The following is a 20,288-nucleotide window of genomic DNA, read 5'->3' on the forward strand; positions in this document are numbered from 1 at the left end:
GGACGTTGGTAATAATATTTACAAAACGCTGTTCAAAACTCGCCCGTTTAAAAATGGAAATCCTGTTGCCGTAAATATCGCGGTATTTTGATGTTTTGCGCAATTGGTTGATAGTCAGTATTATATATGAATTTTGTTTCGTCCGCATGTCAAGCACTCTTCGTTTTCAAGGTTTGTGCAATCCGATTAGCGTCCCGTTGGTCTGCATTTAGTATCCCGTTGGCTTCCGTTTAGTATCTAAATGGCTCGCGATTACCTGCCAAACGGCTTCCAACGGGTGCCCCGTTGCGGGAAAAAGACGGATTTTCGGTTTTCTGCCGGGCGCTCTATCGTGTTGTATATCGCAATCGGTATCGTTTCCGTTTTCTATTTCATGGAAAAAGAAAGTGTTAAATTAGTGATAAAATCATGACACTGTGACGTACCTCTCGTACAACCACGGAGAACATAAAGCGCACAGTAATCATGTCGACAGGCGGAGGGATAACGGAGCTGTGACTTTTGCGGTTGTTTTTTCCCGATGTGTGATTGGCGTGGGGCAAATCCTGAAAATAGGCTGTTGCCTTTGCCCGCCGTCTCGATTTTATTTCTTATTTTTGCAATCGGAAACCGTTGTCGCCACTGTCGGCGACACATATTTTATAGAATAATGGCAATGGCAAACAAACTCTGGGAAAAGGATTTTGCGATAAACAGTGAGATAGAGCGCTTTACCGTGGGGCGCGACCGCGAGATGGATATCTATCTCGCCCGGTACGATGTGCTCGGTTCCATGGCTCACATCAAGATGCTCGAAAGCATAGGACTGCTGGAAAAGGCCGAGCTGGCCGAACTGCTGGCCGAGCTTCGGCGGATATACGATTTGTGCGAGCGTGGCGGTTTTATGATTGAGGATGGTGTTGAAGACGTGCACTCGCAGGTAGAACTGATGCTCACCCGCCGTCTCGGCGATATGGGAAAGAAGATACACAGCGGGCGGTCGCGGAACGACCAGGTGCTGGTAGACCTCAAACTGTTCATCCGCCACGAGTTGAAAGAGATCGCCATGGCAACCGGCGGCCTGTTTGACGAGCTGTTGGCCAAAAGCGATGAGTATAAGAACGTGCTCATGCCGGGCTACACACACTTGCAGGTGGCGATGCCAAGCTCGTTTGGATTGTGGTTCGGAGCGCACGCCGAGAGCCTTGCCGATGATATGCTGTTCTTGCAGGCGGCCTACCGCATGGCAAACCGCAATCCGCTCGGGTCGGCTGCGGGTTATGGCAGCTCGTTTCCGCTGAACAGGACGATGACCACCGAACTGCTCGGGTTTGACTCGATGGACTATAACGTGGTATACGCCCAGATGGGTCGGGGCAAGACGGAGCGTAATGTGGCTTTCGCCATGGCCTCGATAGCGGGCACGCTTTCCAAGCTGGCTTATGACGCATGTATGTTCAACAGCCAGAACTTTGGGTTCGTCAGGTTGCCACGGGAGTGCACCACGGGCAGCTCGATAATGCCGCACAAGAAAAACCCCGATGTGTTTGAGCTTATACGTGCCAAGAGCAACAAGTTGCAGGCGCTGCCGCAACAGATAACGCTGATAATGAACAACCTGCCCACCGGCTATTTCCGTGACTTGCAGATAATAAAGGAGACGTTTCTGCCTGCGTTCGGCGAGCTGAAAGACTGTCTGCGCATGGCGGCGTATATCATCAGCCGTATCGAGGTTAATGAGGGTGTGCTGGATGACAAGATGTATGACCCGATGTTCTCTGTGGAGGAGGTCAACCGCCTCGCGGCCGCCGGAATGCCGTTCCGTGACGCATATAAGAAGGTGGGACTGGACATCGAGGCCGGCACGTTCGTGCCCGACCGCAATATCCGCCATACGCATGAGGGGAGCATCGGCAACCTGATGAACGACAGCATAAGGGCTATGATGGCCGGCACGATGGCCGGCTTCGGTTTCGACAAGGCCGAGGAGGCGGAGCGAACACTGCTTTCGAGATAGCTTTCCGGTTCCCGGGTCGCGGGAGAGTACGCTTTCACGGGGATTTGGCATTAAGAAACAAGATCGGGAAAACCATTCTTGTCGGAACCATTACAAGATAAAAACAGCAATGACAATACGCAAGACAATCATCAATACCGTTCTTCCGGTGCTGCTCGCCGTCGCGTCGCTCTGCTCGTGCGACAAAGCCGAGGAGACATACGGAAGCAACTATCCGTGTGCTTTCGCTTTCGACACCCGGCTGCACCCTACGAGCCTGCTTACGCGGGTGATGGACAACCCCGGCTCGTTCGTGCGGGTTGACGTGCGCAAGACGCAGGGTATAAACAGGCTGTCCATATCGTCCAACAATGGCATCGATACCGAAGACCTGCCAATCACCACAGACAGAGAAAACTACAGGATAGGAAACGTGGGGGCGGCAAACAGTATAATCGTAGGCTGCTCGGTGTTTAACGGACCGTGTGCCTACGACAGCCAGTGTCCCAACTGCATTGTTACCGGCGACATCTCGGGAGTGAGTATCCTGCTGGCATGGACGAGGGGCGGGCAGGCCGTGACGTGCGGCAAATGCAAGCGGAGCTATGAGCTGAACTACGACGGCCGGCCGACGGAGACTGGCGGCAGGCCGCTGATGCGATACAAGATTGGTTATAACGGCGTTGAGATGACGGTATACAACTGATTTTTTTGTAAAAACGTTTGGCCGTTACGATAAATAGCGCTACCTTTGCACCCGCAATAAGAATGCGGAAATAGCTCAGTTGGTAGAGCACGACCTTGCCAAGGTCGGGGTCGCGGGTTCGAGTCCCGTTTTCCGCTCACTGATACATGGATGCCGCAATGGTGGAATTGGTAGACACGAGGGACTTAAAATCCCTTGGCCAGTGATGGCCGTGCGGGTTCGAGTCCCGCTCGCGGCACGGTGTGTAAAGGTAAAAGGGTAAAAAAGTAAAAAGGTAAAAAAGCCGTGCGGCATGCCGTTGGACAAGCCGTCTCCAAAGCTTTTCTACCTTTTTACTTTTCTACCCTTTTTACTTTTTTACCTTTAAAAGTGCTAATAAAGTAAAATAAAACATTAAAAGGGGTGCTTAATCATCGCAGATGTTTATCTTTGCATAACAGTTGAATAACTTAATACATTAATAAATATGCAGAAGAATAATCTATTATTACTTTCCGCGGCATCGATGATGCTGCTTTCAACGTCATGCTCCTCAAAGCTCGGGGCGCTTTCGGCAGACAATTTCAAGGTCGTTCCCGACCCGCTGGAAGCCCATTCCGGTCAGGTGCCTGCCACGATAAACGGTATGTTCCCCGAGAAGTACATGAAGAAAAAGGCTGTGGTGACGGTAACGCCCGAGTTGCGATATGCCGACGGCATGGTGGCCCGGGGCGCGAGCGCTACGTTCCAAGGCGAGAAAGTGGAAGGTAACGACCAGACAATATCATATCTCGTGGGCGGAAACTACACGATGAAGACCAGTTTCAAGTACGTTCCCGAAATGCAGAAGAGCGACATGTATCTCACTTTCAACGCCCGTGTGGGCAAGAAAGAGGTAGAGGTACCTGCGGTTAAGGTGGCAACAGGTGTCATAGCCACGTCAGAGCTGTGCAAGACGACAGTGCGCACGGCCGAGAGCAGCATAGCTCCCGACGCATTCCAGCGTGTGACACAGCAGAAGCAGGAGGCCAACATCAAGTTCCTCATCCAGCAGGCCACACTACGCAAGAGCGAGCTGAAAAACAACTCGGTGACCGAGTTTGTCAGACTGCTCAAGGATATAAACGACAATCAGGAGGGACTCATTCTAAACAACGTGGAGGTATCGGCATACGCGTCGCCCGACGGAGGCTTCAAACTAAACGAGAAACTGGCCGACAAGCGTCGCCAGACATCGGAGAAATATGTGCAGCAGCAGTTGAAGAGCGCCAAACTTGACGCTCCGGTGGACGGCGGCTATACGGCACAGGACTGGGAAGGATTTCAGGAACTGGTCAAAGCGTCTGACATACAGGACAAGGACGTGATACTGAGAGTGCTCTCGATGTATAAAGATCCCGAGGAGAGAGAACAGCAGATAAAGAATATCAGCCAGGCGTTCCGTGAGCTTGCCGACGGCATTCTGCCGCAGTTGCGCCGCGCGCGCCTTACAATCAATTACGAGGTTGTAGGTCGTGATGACGAGCAGATCATGGCACAGTTGTCTAAAGACGCCAAGCAACTCAGCGTGGAAGAGATGCTTTATGCCGCCACTCTGTCCGAAAACCCCGCTGAGCAGGAAGCCATCTACAAGAAGACCACCGAGATATATCCCAATGATTGCCGTGCGTACAACAACATTGCGGCAATGGAAATGGCAAAGGGTAACAACGTGGAGGCAAAGAGATACATAGCAAAGGCCACGGCGATCAATGCCAACAGTGCCGAGGCTAACATAAATCTCGGACTCATGGCCTTGCAGGAAGGAGACCTGAACGCTGCCGAAGGATATATAGCAAAAGGCACGGGAGCAAGCGGATATGCCGAGGCGCTCGGTAACCTGCATCTTGCGCAAGGTAACTATGCACAGGCTGAGCGCGACTTCGGCAAGGTGAGCTCCAACAGTGCGGCACTGGCGCAGATACTGAACAAGAACTACGCTGCCGCTGCCACCACGCTGAACAACGTGAAGAATGCCGACGCCATGACATCGTATCTTAAAGCGGTGCTCAACGCTCGCCAAGGCAATAACACCGAAGCGGCAGCCGCACTGCGCACTGCTGTGGCAAAGGATGCCTCGCTGGCCAGGTATGCGGCCGCTGATCTCGAACTAAGGAACATCAGCAAATAAGGAAAAATGCGGTTTACCGGATTTTTATTGCTCACCCTGATACTGGTTTCATGCGGTGCCGAGAGCGGACGTTTCCGTATCGAAGGCCGGTTCAGAAACTTGAATCAGGGTGAGTTCTATGTATACAGCAGGGACGGGGCGGCCGACGGCATGGACACGATAAAAGTCGCCGACGGCCGTTTTGCGTATGAGACGGACCTCGAAAGACCCGCCACATTCGTCATCGTGTTTCCCAATTTCTCGGAGCAGGCGGTGTTCGGAGAGCCGGGAGCCACGGCTACAATCAGCGGCGACGTGTCAAACTTGAAGGAAATGGAGATCGAGGGCACGGCCGATAATGAGTTGATGACCGATTTGCGCATGCGGATTAACAAGTTGTCACCGCCGGAGATTACCGCCGCCGTGGAAGAATTCGTAAGGGAAAATCCGTTGTCGTCGGCCGCTATGTATGCCGTGGAGCGATACATCATCATGAAAGGGACGCCCGATTACGGGAAAGCGTATGAGCTGACCGCCCTGATGATTAAGGCAAATAACGCCAACCGTAGGCTGGCCGCGCTCAACAAGCAGTTGAAAAGCCTGCAAGCGGCGCGGAAAGGCGGCAGGCCGGTCGACTTCCGTGCCACGGATACGGACGGAAAGATAGTGGACAGGGCGATGATGGACGGCAAAGTGAACATCGTCTGCCTGTGGGCATCGTGGAATTACGACAGTCAGGCGATGTTGAGGCGGATAAAAGGATTGAAGAAGAAGTACGGGGCGGACATGTCTGTGATGAGCATCAGCGTCGATGCCTGGGCCGCTGACTGCAACGCCGCGCTTGAAAGAGACTCCGTAGACTGGCCCAATATCTGCGACGGCCGTATGTGGGACTCCCCTGTGATAAGCAGCCTGGGACTTTCCACCGTGCCGGGCAACATTGTGTTCGATGCCAAAGGCAAGGTCATAGCCTCCAACCTGACCGCCCGTGAACTGGAAGAGAAAACCGAATCGATACTGAAATAAAACACGATAATGCTTGTAAAAACATACTGTGCGGCGGTGCCCGGACTTGAAGCCATAACCGTCACCATAGAGGTCTGCATGTCACGAGGGGTGATGTATCACCTCACGGGGCTTGCGGATGTCGCTGTCAGGGAGAGTCACGACCGCATTGTTGCGGCTCTTCAAAACAACGGATATAAGTTTCCGGTGGCCGATATAACCGTGAACATGGCGCCGGCCGACATCCGCAAGGAGGGAAGCGGCTACGACCTGCCGTTGGCGATAGGCATATTGGCGGCCAACGGGAAGATAGACGCCTGTCGGCTCGGTGATTATATGATGATAGGGGAGCTGGGGTTGGACGGGCGCTTGCAGCCTGTGCGCGGAGCGTTGCCCATAGCCATAAAGGCCAGAGCCGACCGTTTCAAAGGGCTTATAGTGCCGAAGCAGAACATACGGGAAGCGGCCGTGGTGAACAATATCGACGTGTACGGTATGGAAAACATCACCCAAGTCATAGCATTCTTCAATGGTGACACGTCGGTAGAGCCCACCGTGACGGATACCCGCAAGGAGTTTTATGAGCGGCAGAGTACTTTTGAGCTTGATTTTGCCGATGTCCGTGGACAGCAGAGCGTGAAACGGGCGCTTGAAGTGGCCGCCGCCGGCGGTCATAACCTGATAATGATAGGCCCGCCGGGCAGCGGCAAGTCGATGATGGCCAAACGGTTGCCGTCGATACTCCCGCCGCTGTCTCTCTCGGAGAGTCTTGAGACAACGCAGATACACAGTGTCGCCGGCAAGCTCAGCCGTGACACGTCCCTGATTACCCAGAGGCCGTTTCGCGCTCCTCATCATACCATATCGCAGGTTGCTCTTGTCGGTGGCGGGCACAATCCCCAGCCGGGAGAAATTTCGCTTGCCCATAACGGTGTGCTGTTCTGCGACGAGTTGCCGGAGTTCAACCGTACGGTGCTTGAAGTCATGAGGCAACCGCTTGAAGACAGGCATATAACAATAAGCAGGGCAAAATATACGGTGGAATATCCATGCTCGTTTATGTTCGTGGCTTCGATGAATCCCTGTCCGTGCGGGTATTACGGCGACCCGACGCACCGCTGCGTGTGCTCTCCCGGACAGATACAGCGATATATGAACAAAATCAGCGGACCGTTGCTTGACCGCATAGACATACAGACGGAGATAACGCCGGTGCCGTTCAGCGACATATCGAAGGGAGAACAGGGCGAACCGTCGGCCGACATCCGCGAGCGCGTCATTGCCGCGCGCCATCTTCAGGAGCGGCGCTTTAAAGACTTTAAGGGCATACACTGCAACGCACAGATGACCGAGCGCATGATTCATCGGTATGCGGAACCCGATGCGTCGTCGCTCGATATGCTCCGCATGGCAATGGAGAGGCTGTCTCTCTCAGCCCGGGCGTACAGCCGGATACTCAAAGTGGCCCGGACAATAGCAGACCTCGAAGGGTCGGCCGATGTATTGTCGCATCACCTTGCCGAGGCCATCGGATATAGAAATCTCGACAGGGGCGACTGGGCAGAGAGGGGAGTGTAAGTTTAATACATGTGGGCATTGCGGTAGGCACCCACCTGTATACGTAAAGTTAAAACATCATCTATATTTGCCAAACAGCCATGTACGGCGTGCAAGAAAGCCTTTTTAATTTTCTATTTTAATACTGTCGGGCCTTTATTGATAAAAACTGTTTGAAAAGTTGCGGGAAATGGCATACCTGCAAATTGATTATGGCTCCCACTGTGAAAAATCACATTATGTTCCTGCTCTTGATGATAGGCAGCCCGAAAGCGCCTTTACCTATTTGCAGGTGATATCGTGTTCCGGTTCGTATCCTGTTATATTGTTTCAGGCTTATTTGCATCTCTTTTGTCCGGCCGTTGTCAAACTTTACTGTCATGTAATACACGTAATAAGTCTTTCCGCTTGAATATACCCGTCCACGTATGCGTCGTGTCTGTTGGCGTTTCCTGCTGAACTTCCGCTGCACGGTAACTTCTTCCCGGTGTTCGGACGAAGCGTCTTCAATATAGTAATTTCCCGCCAATATGACAAAGACGATGAGGCTGGCCGCCGTGATGGCATGCGCCGTGGCCCGTACCCATGTCTTTGTTGATGGGAACATGCGTTTCCATATTTTTTTTGTCGGTAGCCACAGGAGCGCCGTGCCCGCTGTCGCAATGGCGAGAATGGGTGTCCAATCGGTGAGTGTCTGATGATAAATCATAATGTTCCATGTATTCAGGCACACAAGAACGATTATTCCCGTAATTGTTATTGTTGTAGAAGACATTGTTTTCATAAAATATGACCTTTTAGGCAAAGTTACTCAAAAGCTGGCTTATTATTGCCTGTTTAATTCGTTTTTTATCGTCATGCGGCCATTTCGTTACGATATAATATGAAGCCATATTACTTATGACGATGTTTTTTTGTGATGTAAGGCACAGCCTGTATTGCCTGGTAAAAATTTCCTCATCATGGTAGTGATAGGCCCTTGACCGTTTTAAGCATTTATATTGCAGGTCGGTAATAAAAAACAGGCGGCAGTCATTTGGTGTATGGGATATTTTGCGTAATTTTGTTTTCCGATAACATAGCTGACATTACATTAATTTATGATAGACGAGATTTTGAATTACAACAGGGAGTTTGTCGCCTCAAAGGGGTATGAGAGGTTTGTCACGTCGAAATATCCGGACAAGCGTATTGCCATCGTCACTTGCATGGATACCCGGCTCGTGGAACTGTTGCCGGCGGCATTGGGGCTTCGCAACGGCGATGTGAAGATAATAAAGAACGCCGGAGGTACGATTGTCAATCCGTTTGACTCTACGATGCGGTCGCTTCTGGTGGCCGTATATGAACTCGGAGTAAACGAGATAATGGTGATAGGGCATACCGGATGCGGAGTGCAGGGTATGAACGCAGCCGAGATGCTTGACCTTATGCGTGAGCGAGGCATCAGTGAGGAGCATATCACTTTGATGCGCCATTGCGGTATTGACCTTGACGGTTGGCTTCACGGATTTGAAAACAGTGCCGATGCCGTGCTTGAAACCGTCGATCTTATAGCCAATCATCCGTTGATGGCGGCCGATATTCGCGTGGCCGGTTATATAATGGACTCTACCACGGGTGAGCTTACAACCCTGTGAACGCGGTGTCCGACCGTTGCATGATGAACGTTTGACATAAAAATGCGGGCGTACCGATTATCGGTACGCCCGCATTTTTATGTCGTTTTTTTATTTGTATATCTTCTTCTCCACTTTGCAGCTGCCGTCAGAGTAGATACGCTTCTCGATTACGAGACCTTTGGCCTTGTTCACGATTTGTCCGTTTGCATTCATGCGGATGACGGAAACCGGAATGCCCGCTTTGTCATTGTCGGATATTTGTCCGATGCTGTCTTCCTGCATCTTTTCCGCAGCGAGTCTCAGTTGTGCGTGCACGTTGTAGTATGCAGGTTTGGCTTTCAGGTTGCTGTCGAACATCAGCGGTTGGTTCTGTCTCCATGAGTGATTGTCCGATATACCCCATATCAGCATCGACGGGCAGTTCTCGTTTCTGAGGAATACTCGCGTGATGGCTCCGTATTCTTTTGCCTGTATGTCGAGAGCGTCCGACGCGTATGGATTGGCCAGTGCAATGTCAAGTTCGGTGATGATGCACTTCATGTCAATGTCGGCGTAACGTCTGATGTTCTTTTCCAGTTTTAGCGTGTCAAGCTCTCCGGTAGTCAGGTGGCATTGCAGTCCGACACCGTCTATCGGCAGTTTCGACGCTTTCAGTCTCTTCACGAGGTTGAAGTATGCCTCGGTTTTCGTGCCGCCCATGAACTCGGCGCCGTATTCGTTGATGTAAAGCTTTGCCTGCGGGTCGGCCTGATGCGCCCATACGAATGCCGAGTCGATGAACTCCTCGCCGATGTATGTCGCCCATATTGATGGTCTGAGCTTGTATGCGTCGGGGTCTGTGCGCACGATGCTCTGGTCGTCGTCGAGCACTTCGTTGCATACGTCCCATTCGCGGATTCTTCCCTTGTAGTTGCCCACCACGTTGAAGATATGGTTCTTCAGTATGTCAAGCAACTCGCGTTTGGTAAAGTTATGGTCGTTCTTCTTTCCGTCCTTGCTCAGCCATGTGGGAACCTGCTGGTGCCATGCCAGTGTGTGCCCTCTCACTTCCTGGTCGAATCGGTCGGCCACCCACATCACCGCGTCAGAACCTCCGTAGTTGAAGTTGCCCTGACTCGGTTCCGTGGCGTCGAATTTCATCTCGTTCTCACCTACGATGATGTTGAACTCCATGCCCGCCAGTCCGGCTTCACCGTCGTCGCGGCTGCAATCGTAGCGATAGCTTGCCACGGCCATACCGATGTTCTTGCCGAGCTTCTGTGCGTATGTGCGCAGCGGGGTGTCGTCAGTCATGTCTGCCGTCCAGTCGTCATCCGGATACTCGCCTTTGTTACCTGTGTCGTCGTCATCATCTTCCACTTCGCCCTGGCCGCTGTAATCCAGCGAGGTCACCTTTGCCACCACGCTGTAAGAGCCGTCGGTATTCTCGCGCTGCTCCACGACCCATGTGTAGTCTTTCGGATATCTGAACCGGAAGCCCCAGTCGTTACCCTGTTTCTTCGTTGCGGTGAGCAGTGTAATCTCATCGTTCACCGTCAGTTTGGCGTCTTCTGTGAGCGCTATTGTCAGGCGTGGCATTTTCTCCGATGTCTCGAAGTCCTGTGTCTTGTTGTTGTATGCCAGTGTACCCTTTATGTCGAGCAGGTCGTGCTCTTCGGTGTTCTTGACTCTGCAAATGATGTTTGCCTCCGGGTGTAGGGTTATGTTTACGTCTGATGTCGCCGCCGCATAGTTGGCGATATGCAGAGTGCCGGGATTCTTGGTGCCGGGAGCTACATTGCCGTATACCTCTGTCTGTGCGGCCACGTTTCCGTTGCCGGCCAATGTAGTACCCTTGAACACGAACACAGTGCCGCTGCCGCCCACGGCTCCGCTCTTTTTGCCGGATTGTGCCGCCGCCGCGTCGTTGTCGATAACCAATGTTCCGTCGAGCAGGCGTATTCCGGCACTGATGTTATTGTCGTTGCCGGTGATGGTGTATGTACCCTTGCCTTCCTTTATCAGTCCTATCTTGTTGCCCTCGTTTGACGCATATATCTTTCCTGCGAGAACGGCGTCGGTATTGTTTGCGCCGATAACGTAGTAGGAGTTGGCCGAGCTTTTCTTATAATATCCGTCGAGCACGCTTCCTTCTTCCGTGTTCAGCTCACCTATTCTGATGCCTCTTGTGCCCGACTCCACGGCTATTGTCGCTCCATTGTGCAGCACCACTTTCTTGTCGGCGAATATGGTGTTGCCGCGAGAAGCCTCGATATTGTCGGGTTGGAATGTTCCGCTGCTCAGCAGCAAGCCGTAGAAACCGCAGTTTGCTTCCATTCCTTTGTATGGGAACACGTGTATGTCGCCAGTCATGGCGTTCCACTCTGGATATGTGGTGCCTTTGCTGTTAGCCGTTCCTATGTATGAGCGTTCGCCTCCGGCATAGATGTTCAGCGTTCCGCCACCTGCCACTTTGCCGGTCCACTCCGAGTAACGGGATGTGCGGACGTTGGCCGTCTGCCCGACAGGGATGTATATGTTGTCCGATATGTTCTTGTAGGAGCTTGACGAGTTTTTGACGCAATAATCGAGTGTCTCTCCGTCTTCCGGGGTGATGTAGTCGTCCAGCTCTCCCACCAGTTGTATGTTGTCTATGTAGAAGTCTGAATTGTTGTGGTGTATGCCGAGGCGGATTACGTCAGAGTTATTGTCTTCGGCCACTTCTTTCAGAGTATATGCCTTGGTCTGCCATTTCCCCTTGTCGCCTTGGTGCGGGTAACCTTCGTCACGGTATACCTCTTGCGTACCGATGAAGGCGGCAAACTGTTTCCAGTCGTCAACCTCTTCGGTGCTGCGGTAGAGGTCGTATCTCACTGTCTGGTAGCGGTCTGTAATCGCTTTGCCCCTCAGCTCTGTGGGCAATATGAATTCGGGATGGCATCCCCAGTCTTTCAACACGACGTGCAGTACCTTGTTGTTCGGGTTTGCCGGGTCTGTTTCCACTTTTGCCGTCGACGCGATCTCTCCGTCGCCGTTTCGCCATAATACCCATTCCGTGCCTACTGCGTAGTTCTCGAAGTCACATACTGTCAGCGGTGCGGCATTGCTATTTCCACACCATGCCGCAAAGACAGCAGCGACCATGCCAAAGAATTTTCTTCTCATGATTTAAATATGATCCTTTTTATTAGTAATATTTATAATTCAACCGTTCATAACGATATCAAGGCTACAAAGTTACTTGTTTTTTCTCAAAACGCAGAAATAAGCGGTGAATAATCATTGTGGAAGGCAAATATCCGGTCTCGATAAAATGAAGTTGTCGGTATACGTGGCTTTATTGTTGTCTATGGCGGACGGTTGTCATGCAAGCCATTCGCTGATACGTTTTCTTACCAATGAGGTCTCACTGAGAATACGTATGAATTCTTTGGCGGCCGCCTTTCTGTAACATCCTTTCAATGTCTGCACGGAACCTTCCATCCTGCATCGTTCGTGACAGATTGGAATGGCTTTAAGGTCTTCCGCGTCTTCGGTGGCCGAGCCGGATAGTATTGTGCATATACCGGTGTTGCGGACAATGCGCAGAAGCGGTGTCACCTCGTTCATCTCTATATGCACGTTAAGCTCGGCGTTGCCATCGGGCAATATGCTCTCCAACACTTTGCGCGCTTGCAGTCCTTTGGCCGGCAATGCTATCGGATAGTCGGAAAGGTCGGTGAGCGATATGCTTTCTTTTCTGGCCAGAGGATGGTCCTTCCGTGCGATCACAGACAGGCGGTCTTCAAAAAGGATATGCGATTCTATCTGCGGATAGTGGCCTTGCGGCCGGAAAGACAGCACGAAGTCCAGTTCTCTCTTCGACAGTCTTTCTATCAGTTCGGCCATGGGCATGTATACCACATTCAGGCGTATCTCCGGATAGCGTTTGATGAAGTCTTTTATGGTCTCGTGCATCACCATGTTGAACGAGTGTGTCACTCCGATGTTCAATGTCCCGCATTTCATGTTTTTCAGATCTTCCATGCGGTTGGCGCAGTCGTCGGCTGTCTGTATGGCTCTCTCGGCAAATGGGAGCAGTTCCTTTCCCGGTTCGGTGAGTGCCACTTCGTGCGAGTTTCTGAAAAACAGGGCGCAGCCGAGCTCGTCTTCCAGTTGCTTTATAGTCTGCGAGAAAGTGCTCTGTGTGACGCATGTGGCGCGTGCGGCCTCAGAGAAATTCAGTGTTCTCGCCGCCTGTATAAATGATTTCAGGTGTCTTAGTTCCATGTATTAATGGTCGTTTCTTAGGTTTTTCTATGTGCAAAGATACATCGTTTTGCTCAAAAAAACTTTCGTCCGGCATTTATAATGTCATTTTAACTTTGTGTCCTGTGGGGAATATTTGCCCAGGCAGAATATGGGCACGGTCACTCCGATGAACATAAGTACGATGATGGAGCAGCATAGAAAGCCGTTGTAGTTCAGTTGATATAGGTGGTGCATGAAGTCGTTTTCCGAAGCGTGGCGTATGCAGAGCAGGAAAGCTTGTATCGTGCGGTAAGCGTACATGCCGGGAATCATTGGCAGCAAAGCCGGAAACGAGATGCTCTCGGCCGGGGCTTTCCTGTGTGATGATAGAGGCACGGCCAGCAGGCCGATAACGAGGCTGCCGATAAAACTTGCCGTAATGACGGACATGTCGAGCCTGTCGGTCAGCAGTGTTCTCGTGCCGTGGCCTGCGGCGGCAAGCAGGGCGCAGTCTGAAAAGTTTCTGACAGGCACATTGCTTATACTGCCGAAACCGATGGCGGCAATCGCCGCAAAGATGCAATCTTCCAAAATGTATGTCATACTTATGTTTGTTTACATGATGTTGATGTTCATTATCAATAAGCAGAGGTATAACCCGGCAGACAGGCAAATGGTGGTGGTCGAGGCCGTGATGAACCGGCTCATGGCGCAGATGTGGTGACCGTTGATCAGGTCGCTCACGGCATTCATGTAATGTATTCCCGGCACGAGGTAGAGCACACTTGTGGCCAGTGCGGTGTCGGGAGTGCCGCTCCAACTGAAAACACGTGCTGAGCACGACATTACGGCAGATATGCAGCTTGCGGCTATGATGGATAGGCGTGGGTCGATATGCCACTTTCTGTGCAAGGCGTCTTTGACGTAAAAACCGCAGGCCGTGGCAACGAGCACTATGAGCATTGCCATGCCGTCGCCTCCGAACAGACGGCAGAACGATGCATTGGCAAGAGAGGTGAGGGCGGTCACTGCCGGAAAAGGTATTCTCGGCGTGCCTGTCACTTTTCGGTATAGCATGATTGCCGTGCCGAGCGGCAGATGTCGCTCACGGCAGTGGAGGCTTAGTTTGCTTAGCGATTTCACAGTGTGATAGTTCACGGCGCATAGGCATGTAGCCTTGCTCCTGACGATGATGCTGCCTGCCGCCTTGCCTTTTACCACTACTTCCACGTGGCGCGGATAGATGTTTACTTCCGTCTCGCTGCCGTATGCCTCTGCCATGCGTAGAACGTTTTTCTCTATCCTTACCGTTGTGGCTCCGCATTCAAGCAGTGTCGCGGCATAGTCGCACAGGAATGTTTCAAGCTCATGCCTGTCGGTGGTTGTGTGTCTAATTGTCGTCATCGTCTGTTGAATATATTGTGTCGTTGTCCCATGATATGATATGGTGTTTCTTGTTCAGTGAGCTTAATTTTTTGCACACTGTGTCGCCGAATGCCACGAAAGCCACGAAAATGAGGCATCCGTATATTGGCAGCGCTTCGTCGGATAGTAATATAGCTGTTGTCATAACTTATCGTTTTTTTGTATTCATCCGGCAAAGTTACGGCATGATTGTCGGGCGGAAAATGATTTGGATGCGTTATTGTGAATAGCGGCTATCGGTAAATGGTATATAAGGAGGTATTTATTTGTCTTTTAATTATATTTTAAGTAATTTTGTCATCCTGTAAAATCAAAAGTATAGGAATGGATAATATGTTTTCGGATGGTATAGAGGTCATCGTGTTTGATGCCGATGATACTCTTTGGGACTGTCAGTCGCATTTCGAGAAGGTAGAGCGCCGCTACTGCGAGTTGCTCTCGTCGTATGGTGATGAGAAGACGGTGGCCGGCGAATTGTTTCGTACAGAGCGTGAGAACATGGCTATGCTCGGCTATGGCACCAAGGCTTTCACGCTGTCGCTCATAGAAAATGCAGTGCGGGTCAGTGGTGGAAAGGTGTCCGGTGATATGGTCGGAGAGATTGTGAGTATGGGTAAGTCGCTGTTGTCCATGCCGGCAGTGCCGCTTCCCGGAGTTTACGATGCGTTGGCCCGACTGTCCGGTTACCGTATGGCAGTGTTCACCAAGGGCGAGCTTCTCGATCAGGAAAATAAGTTGCGCCGTTCGGGACTGGCCGGTTTTTTCGAGCATGTTGAGATTGTTTCTGATAAGACCGAGCGTGAGCATGCCGCTCTGTGCGATCGTCTCGGTGTCGTTTCAAGGCGTGTTCTCATGGTTGGCAACTCGTTTCGCAGCGATATCGCTCCTGCGGTGGCTATCGGCGCCCGTGCTGTTCATATCCCGTTTCACGTCACATGGGAGTTGGAAAAGACGGAGGAATACGCCCATGAGCGGATTGTCAGGTTGTCGCACATCAGCGAATTGCCGTCACTGGTATTGTCCGGTCGGTAACGTTTGCGACTGTGAGGCGTATGTAAAACAACTGTGAGGCATATATAAAGTGTATGTAAAATGTTAACGGCGCAAAGTCTGATCGTCAGACTTTGCGCCGTTAACATTTTATAGAATACGTGAAAAGCGGGTTATTTGACAAACTTGTGTCCGTCGACAATGTATATACCCTTGCCCACTTTGTTTATATCTGTTCCCATGTACCGTCCGTCAATTGTGTATATATGTCCGTTCCGGTATTCGGTTGCGGTCGTTTTGATGTCTTCTATGCCGTTGATGTCGGTAGGCGTCACAAGAACCTCATCAAGGAAGAAACGATGTTTGGCAGTCTTGAATGTCACTTTTATGTTTCCATTTCCTGAGATTGTGGTGCTGTAATCGTTCCATCGGTTTGGAGTCATTGTGAATGTCGAGTGTTCTATTGACGCATTATCTCCACTAACAGCTACGGTAAGGTTTACACCATCTCCTATCCAAGGAGCCGCTTTGAATTTCAATGTCGCGCTGCCATTGATTAGGAACTCGGGTGTTGTGGTGTTTCCGTTTTGTAGGTTTGAACCAAATCTTGCGCATCCGTTGCCTCCGAATTTGTTGCTTCCGACCCATCCGGTGTTGTCTGAAACGAAAGAGCCGGAACCGACTCCGTTGCCTCCCCATATATTATCGTTTCCTCCATTACCGAAACAGAGGTTGAATGATTCGTAGAATAATGCGCCCTCCGGTTTTTCGGGTTTCAGATTTTCGTTCTTTTTCACCTCAAACGATACCGTTCCATTGTTATGACGGGCAATGTTGAGAATGGATTTGTCCATATAGTAAGTACCGTCAGTGTTTTTGTTGTATAACATGGTTGACGGTGTGGTGGTAGCCGTGATGCAGTTTACCGAGCCGTAAGGGAACGGGTCGCCGGCAAAATCAGCTGCCGATGTGCTTCCGTCTTTGTTGTCCGCATGGATGATGGTGCACCTTTGGTGATCGTTGATATATGGGTTTGTGGTGCAGTTAACCATGTTGTAACTCCATACGGATTTGTTGAAGTCCACGTGCAGCACGAGCAGTCCCGAACCGTAAAGCTCGCTGTCCCATCCGGTCTGTTGCCTGTTTTCAAACAGGTAATACTCGTTTTTATTTCCTTGATTGTACATTATGTAAGTATCGCCGCCTTCGCCGATTGCTTTCATGTCGGTGATGACGGTGTCGCCGGTAATCTCTATCGGCTGTTTCCATCCGCAGTACATCCGCTCGTAGCTTGTGTATGACGGCGGGGTGAAACCATTGTCGAGATGGCTGCCCGAGTCCATGATGTCCCACACTCCCATGCCGAAGTTACCGCCGTACTGAGTGTCGTACATGTCGGGCAGTCCCATGCAGTGTGAAAACTCGTGGCAGATCACTCCGATACCTTCCGGCTGCGTGTCGCTGCGCATCTCGTTGCTGCATGCGTATGTGTTTATGACGACTCCGTCGAGCTTTATTCCGTAGCCGAGTTGCGACTCGTGGGGCCAGATGGTGTTCTCGTCGCCGCCTGTTGCCTCGCCGCGTCCGGCATAGAGGATGAACACCTGATCCACGGCACCGTCGCCATCCCAGTCGTAATCGGCAAAGTTCACCTGGCTGTCTGCTTGTTGGCAGGCTTCGACAACCATGCTGCGCACGTTAAGGTCAATTGCTCCGTTGTATCCGTTGGCACCGTAATAGGCATATCCCTTTGGCATCGTCATCGGACCCACCACATCGAAGTCGAGTGTGAACTGTCCTTCACTCTGGTCACGGAAATAGTCTTTTACGCTGCCCACGAATCCGTCGTTGCTCGTGAACCCTTCCTCGTTGGCTATTCTGTCGTACAGTGCCTGGTCGTGGCCGGGTTTAAACTTGGTGTCGGCAAACTCCACGAGTATTATCAGACCTTTCTTTGTACCTGTATATGCGGGGTGGTCTCCTCCGATTGTCGCTTTCATCTGGCCTTGTCCGGCTTTTGCCAGCATACGTTTTGTATTGGCTTCCTTTCTCAGCTCCATCGCCCTTTCGGCTATCATGGTTTTGTTGGCAATCTCGTAAACATCGGTTCCTTGTTTCTTTACGTATCCGGTTCCGTCGGCCGCCTGCCAATAGTGTCCGAATTCGTCGCCTTTCAGTTCCACTCTCACTTCCCTTCCATCAGCCAGCCGCACGGTTTTCCAGATGCCGCGCTGTGCCGGAACGGCCATGGCAAGTGTTGCCGTGGCGATGAACGACAGTGTCATCAATAACTTTTTCATGTCATTATGTTCTTTGTTTGTTATGTTATTTTATATTGTAGATATGCTGTTTTCGGTAGTGTGCGCAGCAATTTGCAAAGTTAGTGAATAAAAATGAGAAAATAAAGAGAAGGGAGTTAAAAGAGAGTGTAAGCCGTCGAAATGGTGAAAGCCGCATTTCGCTAATCTTCAAAAGTCGGCCTCCGGTCGTGTGTCATACCCTCATCACCGCTCTTACGGCAAACCAACAGTGCATCGCCAAAGTGACGAACCTGCCGTAATGGGCTTCCATTATGCGGTAACGCTCTTTCAGGGAACTGCGGCGATGCTTCGTCGACAGGCCCTCCTCGGTGTAGTTTGCTATCGTGGCCTGTACGTTGAGGAGCGGCAGTTGCCTGCTTTCAGCCTCTTTCATCACTCTGATGCACCAGTCTACATCGGCCGAATAGCGGTATCGCAGGTCGTAAGCGATGCCTCTGGCTATGTCTTTTCTTGCGTAGAAAGCCTGATGGCACACGAGCATTCCGTGCCTGAACGATCGCCATGTGAGTTGTTTCGGCGGTGTCAGTCGCCGGCGGCGCAGAAACACCCCGTTGCTGTCCACGATGTCCGTATCGCCATACAATACGGCGGGCAGTTTGCCAATAGCCGCTTTTTTAGCCTTTGCTTTTCTTATGATTGACGATACGGTTGAGGCTTCGGGGTAGAAATCTCCGGCGTTCATGAATACGATGTAGTCGCCGGTGGCCATTGTCAATCCTTTGTTCATAGCGTCATAAAGTCCATTGTCCGGTTCCGACACGATTATTACCCTGCGCCTGTTGTGTATAGTATAGCTGTCTCGCTTGTATTCTTTGGTCATTTTTACGGTTCCGTCTGTCGACGCTCCGTCTACGATGATATGCTCGATGTTGTGATAATTCTGTGTGAGCACGCTCTTTAAAGTGCGTGGCAACGTCTCCTGTGCATTATAAGTGACGGTTATGATGCTTAGTCTTATCATACGGTTTCAGGCTTTGTCGTTTATTAGTCGGTTGTATATCTCTATATATCTGTTTGCCACGGCACTCTCTGAAAACCTTCTCTGCACCTCGTTGCGGAGTTCTTCTCTCCGGATGTCCGTCTTTATGCACCAGTCAATGCCGGCCGCGAGGTCGTCCGTAGATTGGTATTTGGCGAGATAGCCGTTCTTTTTGTGTCTTATTATGTCTGTCTGTCCGCTGTTGTCGAACGATACTGGAAGGCAGCCGCAGGCTTGCGCTTCTATCAGTGTCTGCCCGAATGTCTCATAAAGTGATGATGACACAAGCGTGTCGGCAGCCGAATAAATCTTCGACAGCGTGTCCTCGTCGCTCACGGATCCTGTGTGTTTGTATTCCACGGGCATGTCGTCGAGTATGCTTTTGTCTCTTATCGCTCCGAAAAGCAGCAGGCATACGTCTGTCCTTGCATATCCGTGGCGCTTCACGAGGCATGCCAGTGCCTCTTTCAGGAAATGAAATCCTTTGATGGGTGTATCTATTCGGGCGGCTCCGAATGCTATGACATGTTTTTGGGCGATACCCAGCGCTGTGCGTGATGTTTTCCGGTCGAGCGGTTTGAATTTTGAAAGGGGCAGCGAGTTGGGAATCGTATCTACCGGTTGGCCATGCAATAGCGCGCTCGAGCGTGCCCTGTCTGCCAGCCACCCGCTTACGGCCACGAAATTTATGCGTGCTCCTTCGAGCAGGTCCCGTTTGCGTATGAATGTCCTGTAAGCCAAATCCTTGGTGCCCGGAAACCTCAGCATCGGGCATTCTCGGCATTCTGTGGTGTATTTGCCGCATGTGTGTGCGTGATGGCAGATGGCCGTACACTCCCACATGTCGTGCATTGTCCATACCACGGGCTTGCCTGCCGACAGTATCTTGCGGATGCTTTTCAGCGACAGCATGCCCTGGTTTATCCAGTGCAGGTGTATGATGTCGGCCTCTTTGAACTCCGCCGTCCGCGTGATGTCCATTCCGGCGTCGGCCGTCGACACAGCGAAGAGGTTCTTCCGGCTGAACAGATTATTGGCCCAGATGACCAGCCGCTCGTACAGGAATGCCGCCTTGTGCCTCATTCCGCCGCCGCATTGCGCCACATATAGTGCGCCAGTCTGTTTTTTTGCCACCAGCATGCGTGCCTTTATGCCGTTGTTGTTCAGTGCCTCGGTCAGCCGTCTGGCCGCCACGGCCGCTCCGCCGGTGCATTCACTCGTGTTGACTGTCAGTACTCTCATTGTCATTGTGATTGTGTTTGCAAAGATAGTGTTATTTCTCGAAAGTAGCATGATTGTTTGGCGCTATTTCTTCAATAAAGCGATATGCGTTTTATTGTTTGTGGATTGGATCCCGTGTCTTTGCCGGTA

At 51.3% G+C, this 20,288-nt stretch carries 16 protein-coding genes and 2 tRNA genes; 9 read left to right on the plus strand and 9 right to left on the minus strand.

All coding sequences use genetic code 11. The annotated features are described in order from the left end of the window. Positions 1-655 precede the first annotated feature (655 nt). From argH to MoGM_RS01915, 7 genes are all read left to right on the plus strand, one after another. The gene (argH, locus tag MoGM_RS01885) at positions 656-1,996 is read left to right on the plus strand and encodes an argininosuccinate lyase (RefSeq protein WP_104368555.1); all 1,341 of its coding nucleotides are present in this window, start codon (positions 656-658) and stop codon (positions 1,994-1,996) included. A 109-nt stretch (positions 1,997-2,105) separates the two neighbouring features. Next, positions 2,106-2,681 (plus strand): hypothetical protein, encoded by a 576-nt coding sequence (locus tag MoGM_RS01890; RefSeq protein WP_104368526.1) that lies wholly within the window; start codon positions 2,106-2,108, stop codon positions 2,679-2,681. A gap of 64 nt (positions 2,682-2,745) precedes the next feature. Further along, positions 2,746-2,818: transfer RNA gene (locus tag MoGM_RS01895), tRNA-Gly, on the plus strand. A gap of 15 nt (positions 2,819-2,833) precedes the next feature. Continuing rightward, a tRNA-Leu gene (locus MoGM_RS01900) sits at positions 2,834-2,919 on the plus strand. Between the two features lie 228 nt (positions 2,920-3,147). Then, positions 3,148-4,830: a hypothetical protein gene (locus MoGM_RS01905; protein ID WP_104368527.1), complete on the plus strand. Its 1,683-nt coding sequence runs from the start codon at positions 3,148-3,150 to the stop codon at positions 4,828-4,830. 6 nt (positions 4,831-4,836) lie between these two features. Continuing rightward, positions 4,837-5,835 (plus strand): TlpA disulfide reductase family protein, encoded by a 999-nt coding sequence (locus MoGM_RS01910; RefSeq protein ID WP_104368528.1) that lies wholly within the window; start codon positions 4,837-4,839, stop codon positions 5,833-5,835. Positions 5,836-5,844: 9 nt separating this feature from the next. Further along, positions 5,845-7,392 (plus strand): YifB family Mg chelatase-like AAA ATPase, encoded by a 1,548-nt coding sequence (locus MoGM_RS01915; protein ID WP_104368529.1) that lies wholly within the window; start codon positions 5,845-5,847, stop codon positions 7,390-7,392. A 211-nt stretch (positions 7,393-7,603) separates the two neighbouring features. Here the strand turns inward: MoGM_RS01915 and MoGM_RS01920 are convergent, their stop codons facing one another. Next, entirely contained in the window at positions 7,604-8,155 is a 552-nt protein-coding gene (locus MoGM_RS01920; RefSeq protein ID WP_104368530.1) for a DUF2500 family protein, read from the minus strand. Between the two features lie 316 nt (positions 8,156-8,471). On the opposite strand from MoGM_RS01920, the gene MoGM_RS01925 reads away from it, so the two are divergent. Continuing rightward, complete coding sequence (locus tag MoGM_RS01925) at positions 8,472-9,011, plus strand: carbonic anhydrase (protein ID WP_104368531.1); 540 nt, start codon at positions 8,472-8,474, stop codon at positions 9,009-9,011. A gap of 90 nt (positions 9,012-9,101) precedes the next feature. Here the strand turns inward: MoGM_RS01925 and MoGM_RS01930 are convergent, their stop codons facing one another. The 5 genes from MoGM_RS01930 to MoGM_RS01950 all read right to left on the minus strand — a co-directional run bounded on the left by MoGM_RS01930 (position 9,102) and on the right by MoGM_RS01950 (position 14,772). Further along, complete coding sequence (locus MoGM_RS01930) at positions 9,102-12,137, minus strand: endo-1,4-beta-xylanase (protein WP_233210120.1); 3,036 nt, start codon at positions 12,135-12,137, stop codon at positions 9,102-9,104. 198 nt (positions 12,138-12,335) lie between these two features. Next, positions 12,336-13,241, minus strand: coding sequence for a LysR family transcriptional regulator (locus MoGM_RS01935; protein ID WP_104368533.1), 906 nt, complete (start codon positions 13,239-13,241; stop codon positions 12,336-12,338). A gap of 84 nt (positions 13,242-13,325) precedes the next feature. Then, on the minus strand, positions 13,326-13,805 hold the full coding sequence (locus MoGM_RS01940) for a threonine/serine exporter family protein (RefSeq protein WP_104368534.1): 480 nt from the start codon (positions 13,803-13,805) through the stop codon (positions 13,326-13,328). A 12-nt stretch (positions 13,806-13,817) separates the two neighbouring features. Further along, positions 13,818-14,606 carry a threonine/serine exporter ThrE family protein gene (locus MoGM_RS01945; RefSeq protein WP_104368535.1) on the minus strand — a complete coding sequence of 263 codons (789 nt, stop codon included), beginning with the start codon at positions 14,604-14,606 and terminating at the stop codon, positions 13,818-13,820. Beyond that, positions 14,593-14,772 carry a hypothetical protein gene (locus MoGM_RS01950; RefSeq protein ID WP_104368536.1) on the minus strand — a complete coding sequence of 60 codons (180 nt, stop codon included), beginning with the start codon at positions 14,770-14,772 and terminating at the stop codon, positions 14,593-14,595. The genes MoGM_RS01945 and MoGM_RS01950 overlap by 14 nt, the downstream gene beginning before the upstream one ends. A gap of 179 nt (positions 14,773-14,951) precedes the next feature. On the opposite strand from MoGM_RS01950, the gene MoGM_RS01955 reads away from it, so the two are divergent. Next, complete coding sequence (locus tag MoGM_RS01955; RefSeq protein ID WP_233210122.1) at positions 14,952-15,659, plus strand: HAD family hydrolase; 708 nt, start codon at positions 14,952-14,954, stop codon at positions 15,657-15,659. A 131-nt stretch (positions 15,660-15,790) separates the two neighbouring features. On the opposite strand, the gene MoGM_RS01960 is transcribed toward MoGM_RS01955, so the two are convergent. The 3 genes from MoGM_RS01960 to MoGM_RS01970 all read right to left on the minus strand — a co-directional run bounded on the left by MoGM_RS01960 (position 15,791) and on the right by MoGM_RS01970 (position 20,159). Next, a complete protein-coding gene (locus MoGM_RS01960; RefSeq protein ID WP_104368537.1) occupies positions 15,791-17,917 on the minus strand; it encodes a M6 family metalloprotease domain-containing protein in 2,127 nt (708 codons plus the stop codon). Positions 17,918-18,110: 193 nt separating this feature from the next. Then, on the minus strand, positions 18,111-18,899 hold the full coding sequence (locus MoGM_RS01965; RefSeq protein ID WP_104368538.1) for a glycosyltransferase family 2 protein: 789 nt from the start codon (positions 18,897-18,899) through the stop codon (positions 18,111-18,113). 6 nt (positions 18,900-18,905) lie between these two features. Next, the gene (locus tag MoGM_RS01970; protein WP_104368557.1) at positions 18,906-20,159 is read right to left on the minus strand and encodes a glycosyltransferase; all 1,254 of its coding nucleotides are present in this window, start codon (positions 20,157-20,159) and stop codon (positions 18,906-18,908) included. Between the last annotated feature and the right edge of the window lie 129 nt (positions 20,160-20,288).

Source organism: Prevotella sp. MGM1, from assembly GCF_002933775.1.
Classification (GTDB): Bacteria; Bacteroidota; Bacteroidia; order Bacteroidales; family Bacteroidaceae; genus Prevotella.

Bases quoted from the DNA above. Each gene is read 5' to 3' on its own strand.
- argH (WP_104368555.1), top strand. From the start codon at position 656: ATGGCAAACAAACTCTGGGAAAAGGATTTTGCGATAAACAGTGAGATA.
- MoGM_RS01890 (WP_104368526.1), top strand. From the start codon at position 2,106: ATGACAATACGCAAGACAATCATCAATACCGTTCTTCCGGTGCTGCTC.
- MoGM_RS01905 (WP_104368527.1), top strand. From the start codon at position 3,148: ATGCAGAAGAATAATCTATTATTACTTTCCGCGGCATCGATGATGCTG.
- MoGM_RS01910 (WP_104368528.1), top strand. From the start codon at position 4,837: ATGCGGTTTACCGGATTTTTATTGCTCACCCTGATACTGGTTTCATGC.
- MoGM_RS01915 (WP_104368529.1), top strand. From the start codon at position 5,845: ATGCTTGTAAAAACATACTGTGCGGCGGTGCCCGGACTTGAAGCCATA.
- MoGM_RS01920 (WP_104368530.1), bottom strand. From the start codon at position 8,155: ATGAAAACAATGTCTTCTACAACAATAACAATTACGGGAATAATCGTT.
- MoGM_RS01925 (WP_104368531.1), top strand. From the start codon at position 8,472: ATGATAGACGAGATTTTGAATTACAACAGGGAGTTTGTCGCCTCAAAG.
- MoGM_RS01930 (WP_233210120.1), bottom strand. From the start codon at position 12,137: ATGAGAAGAAAATTCTTTGGCATGGTCGCTGCTGTCTTTGCGGCATGG.
- MoGM_RS01935 (WP_104368533.1), bottom strand. From the start codon at position 13,241: ATGGAACTAAGACACCTGAAATCATTTATACAGGCGGCGAGAACACTG.
- MoGM_RS01940 (WP_104368534.1), bottom strand. From the start codon at position 13,805: ATGACATACATTTTGGAAGATTGCATCTTTGCGGCGATTGCCGCCATC.
- MoGM_RS01945 (WP_104368535.1), bottom strand. From the start codon at position 14,606: ATGACGACAATTAGACACACAACCACCGACAGGCATGAGCTTGAAACA.
- MoGM_RS01950 (WP_104368536.1), bottom strand. From the start codon at position 14,772: ATGACAACAGCTATATTACTATCCGACGAAGCGCTGCCAATATACGGA.
- MoGM_RS01955 (WP_233210122.1), top strand. From the start codon at position 14,952: ATGGATAATATGTTTTCGGATGGTATAGAGGTCATCGTGTTTGATGCC.
- MoGM_RS01960 (WP_104368537.1), bottom strand. From the start codon at position 17,917: ATGAAAAAGTTATTGATGACACTGTCGTTCATCGCCACGGCAACACTT.
- MoGM_RS01965 (WP_104368538.1), bottom strand. From the start codon at position 18,899: ATGATAAGACTAAGCATCATAACCGTCACTTATAATGCACAGGAGACG.
- MoGM_RS01970 (WP_104368557.1), bottom strand. From the start codon at position 20,159: ATGAGAGTACTGACAGTCAACACGAGTGAATGCACCGGCGGAGCGGCC.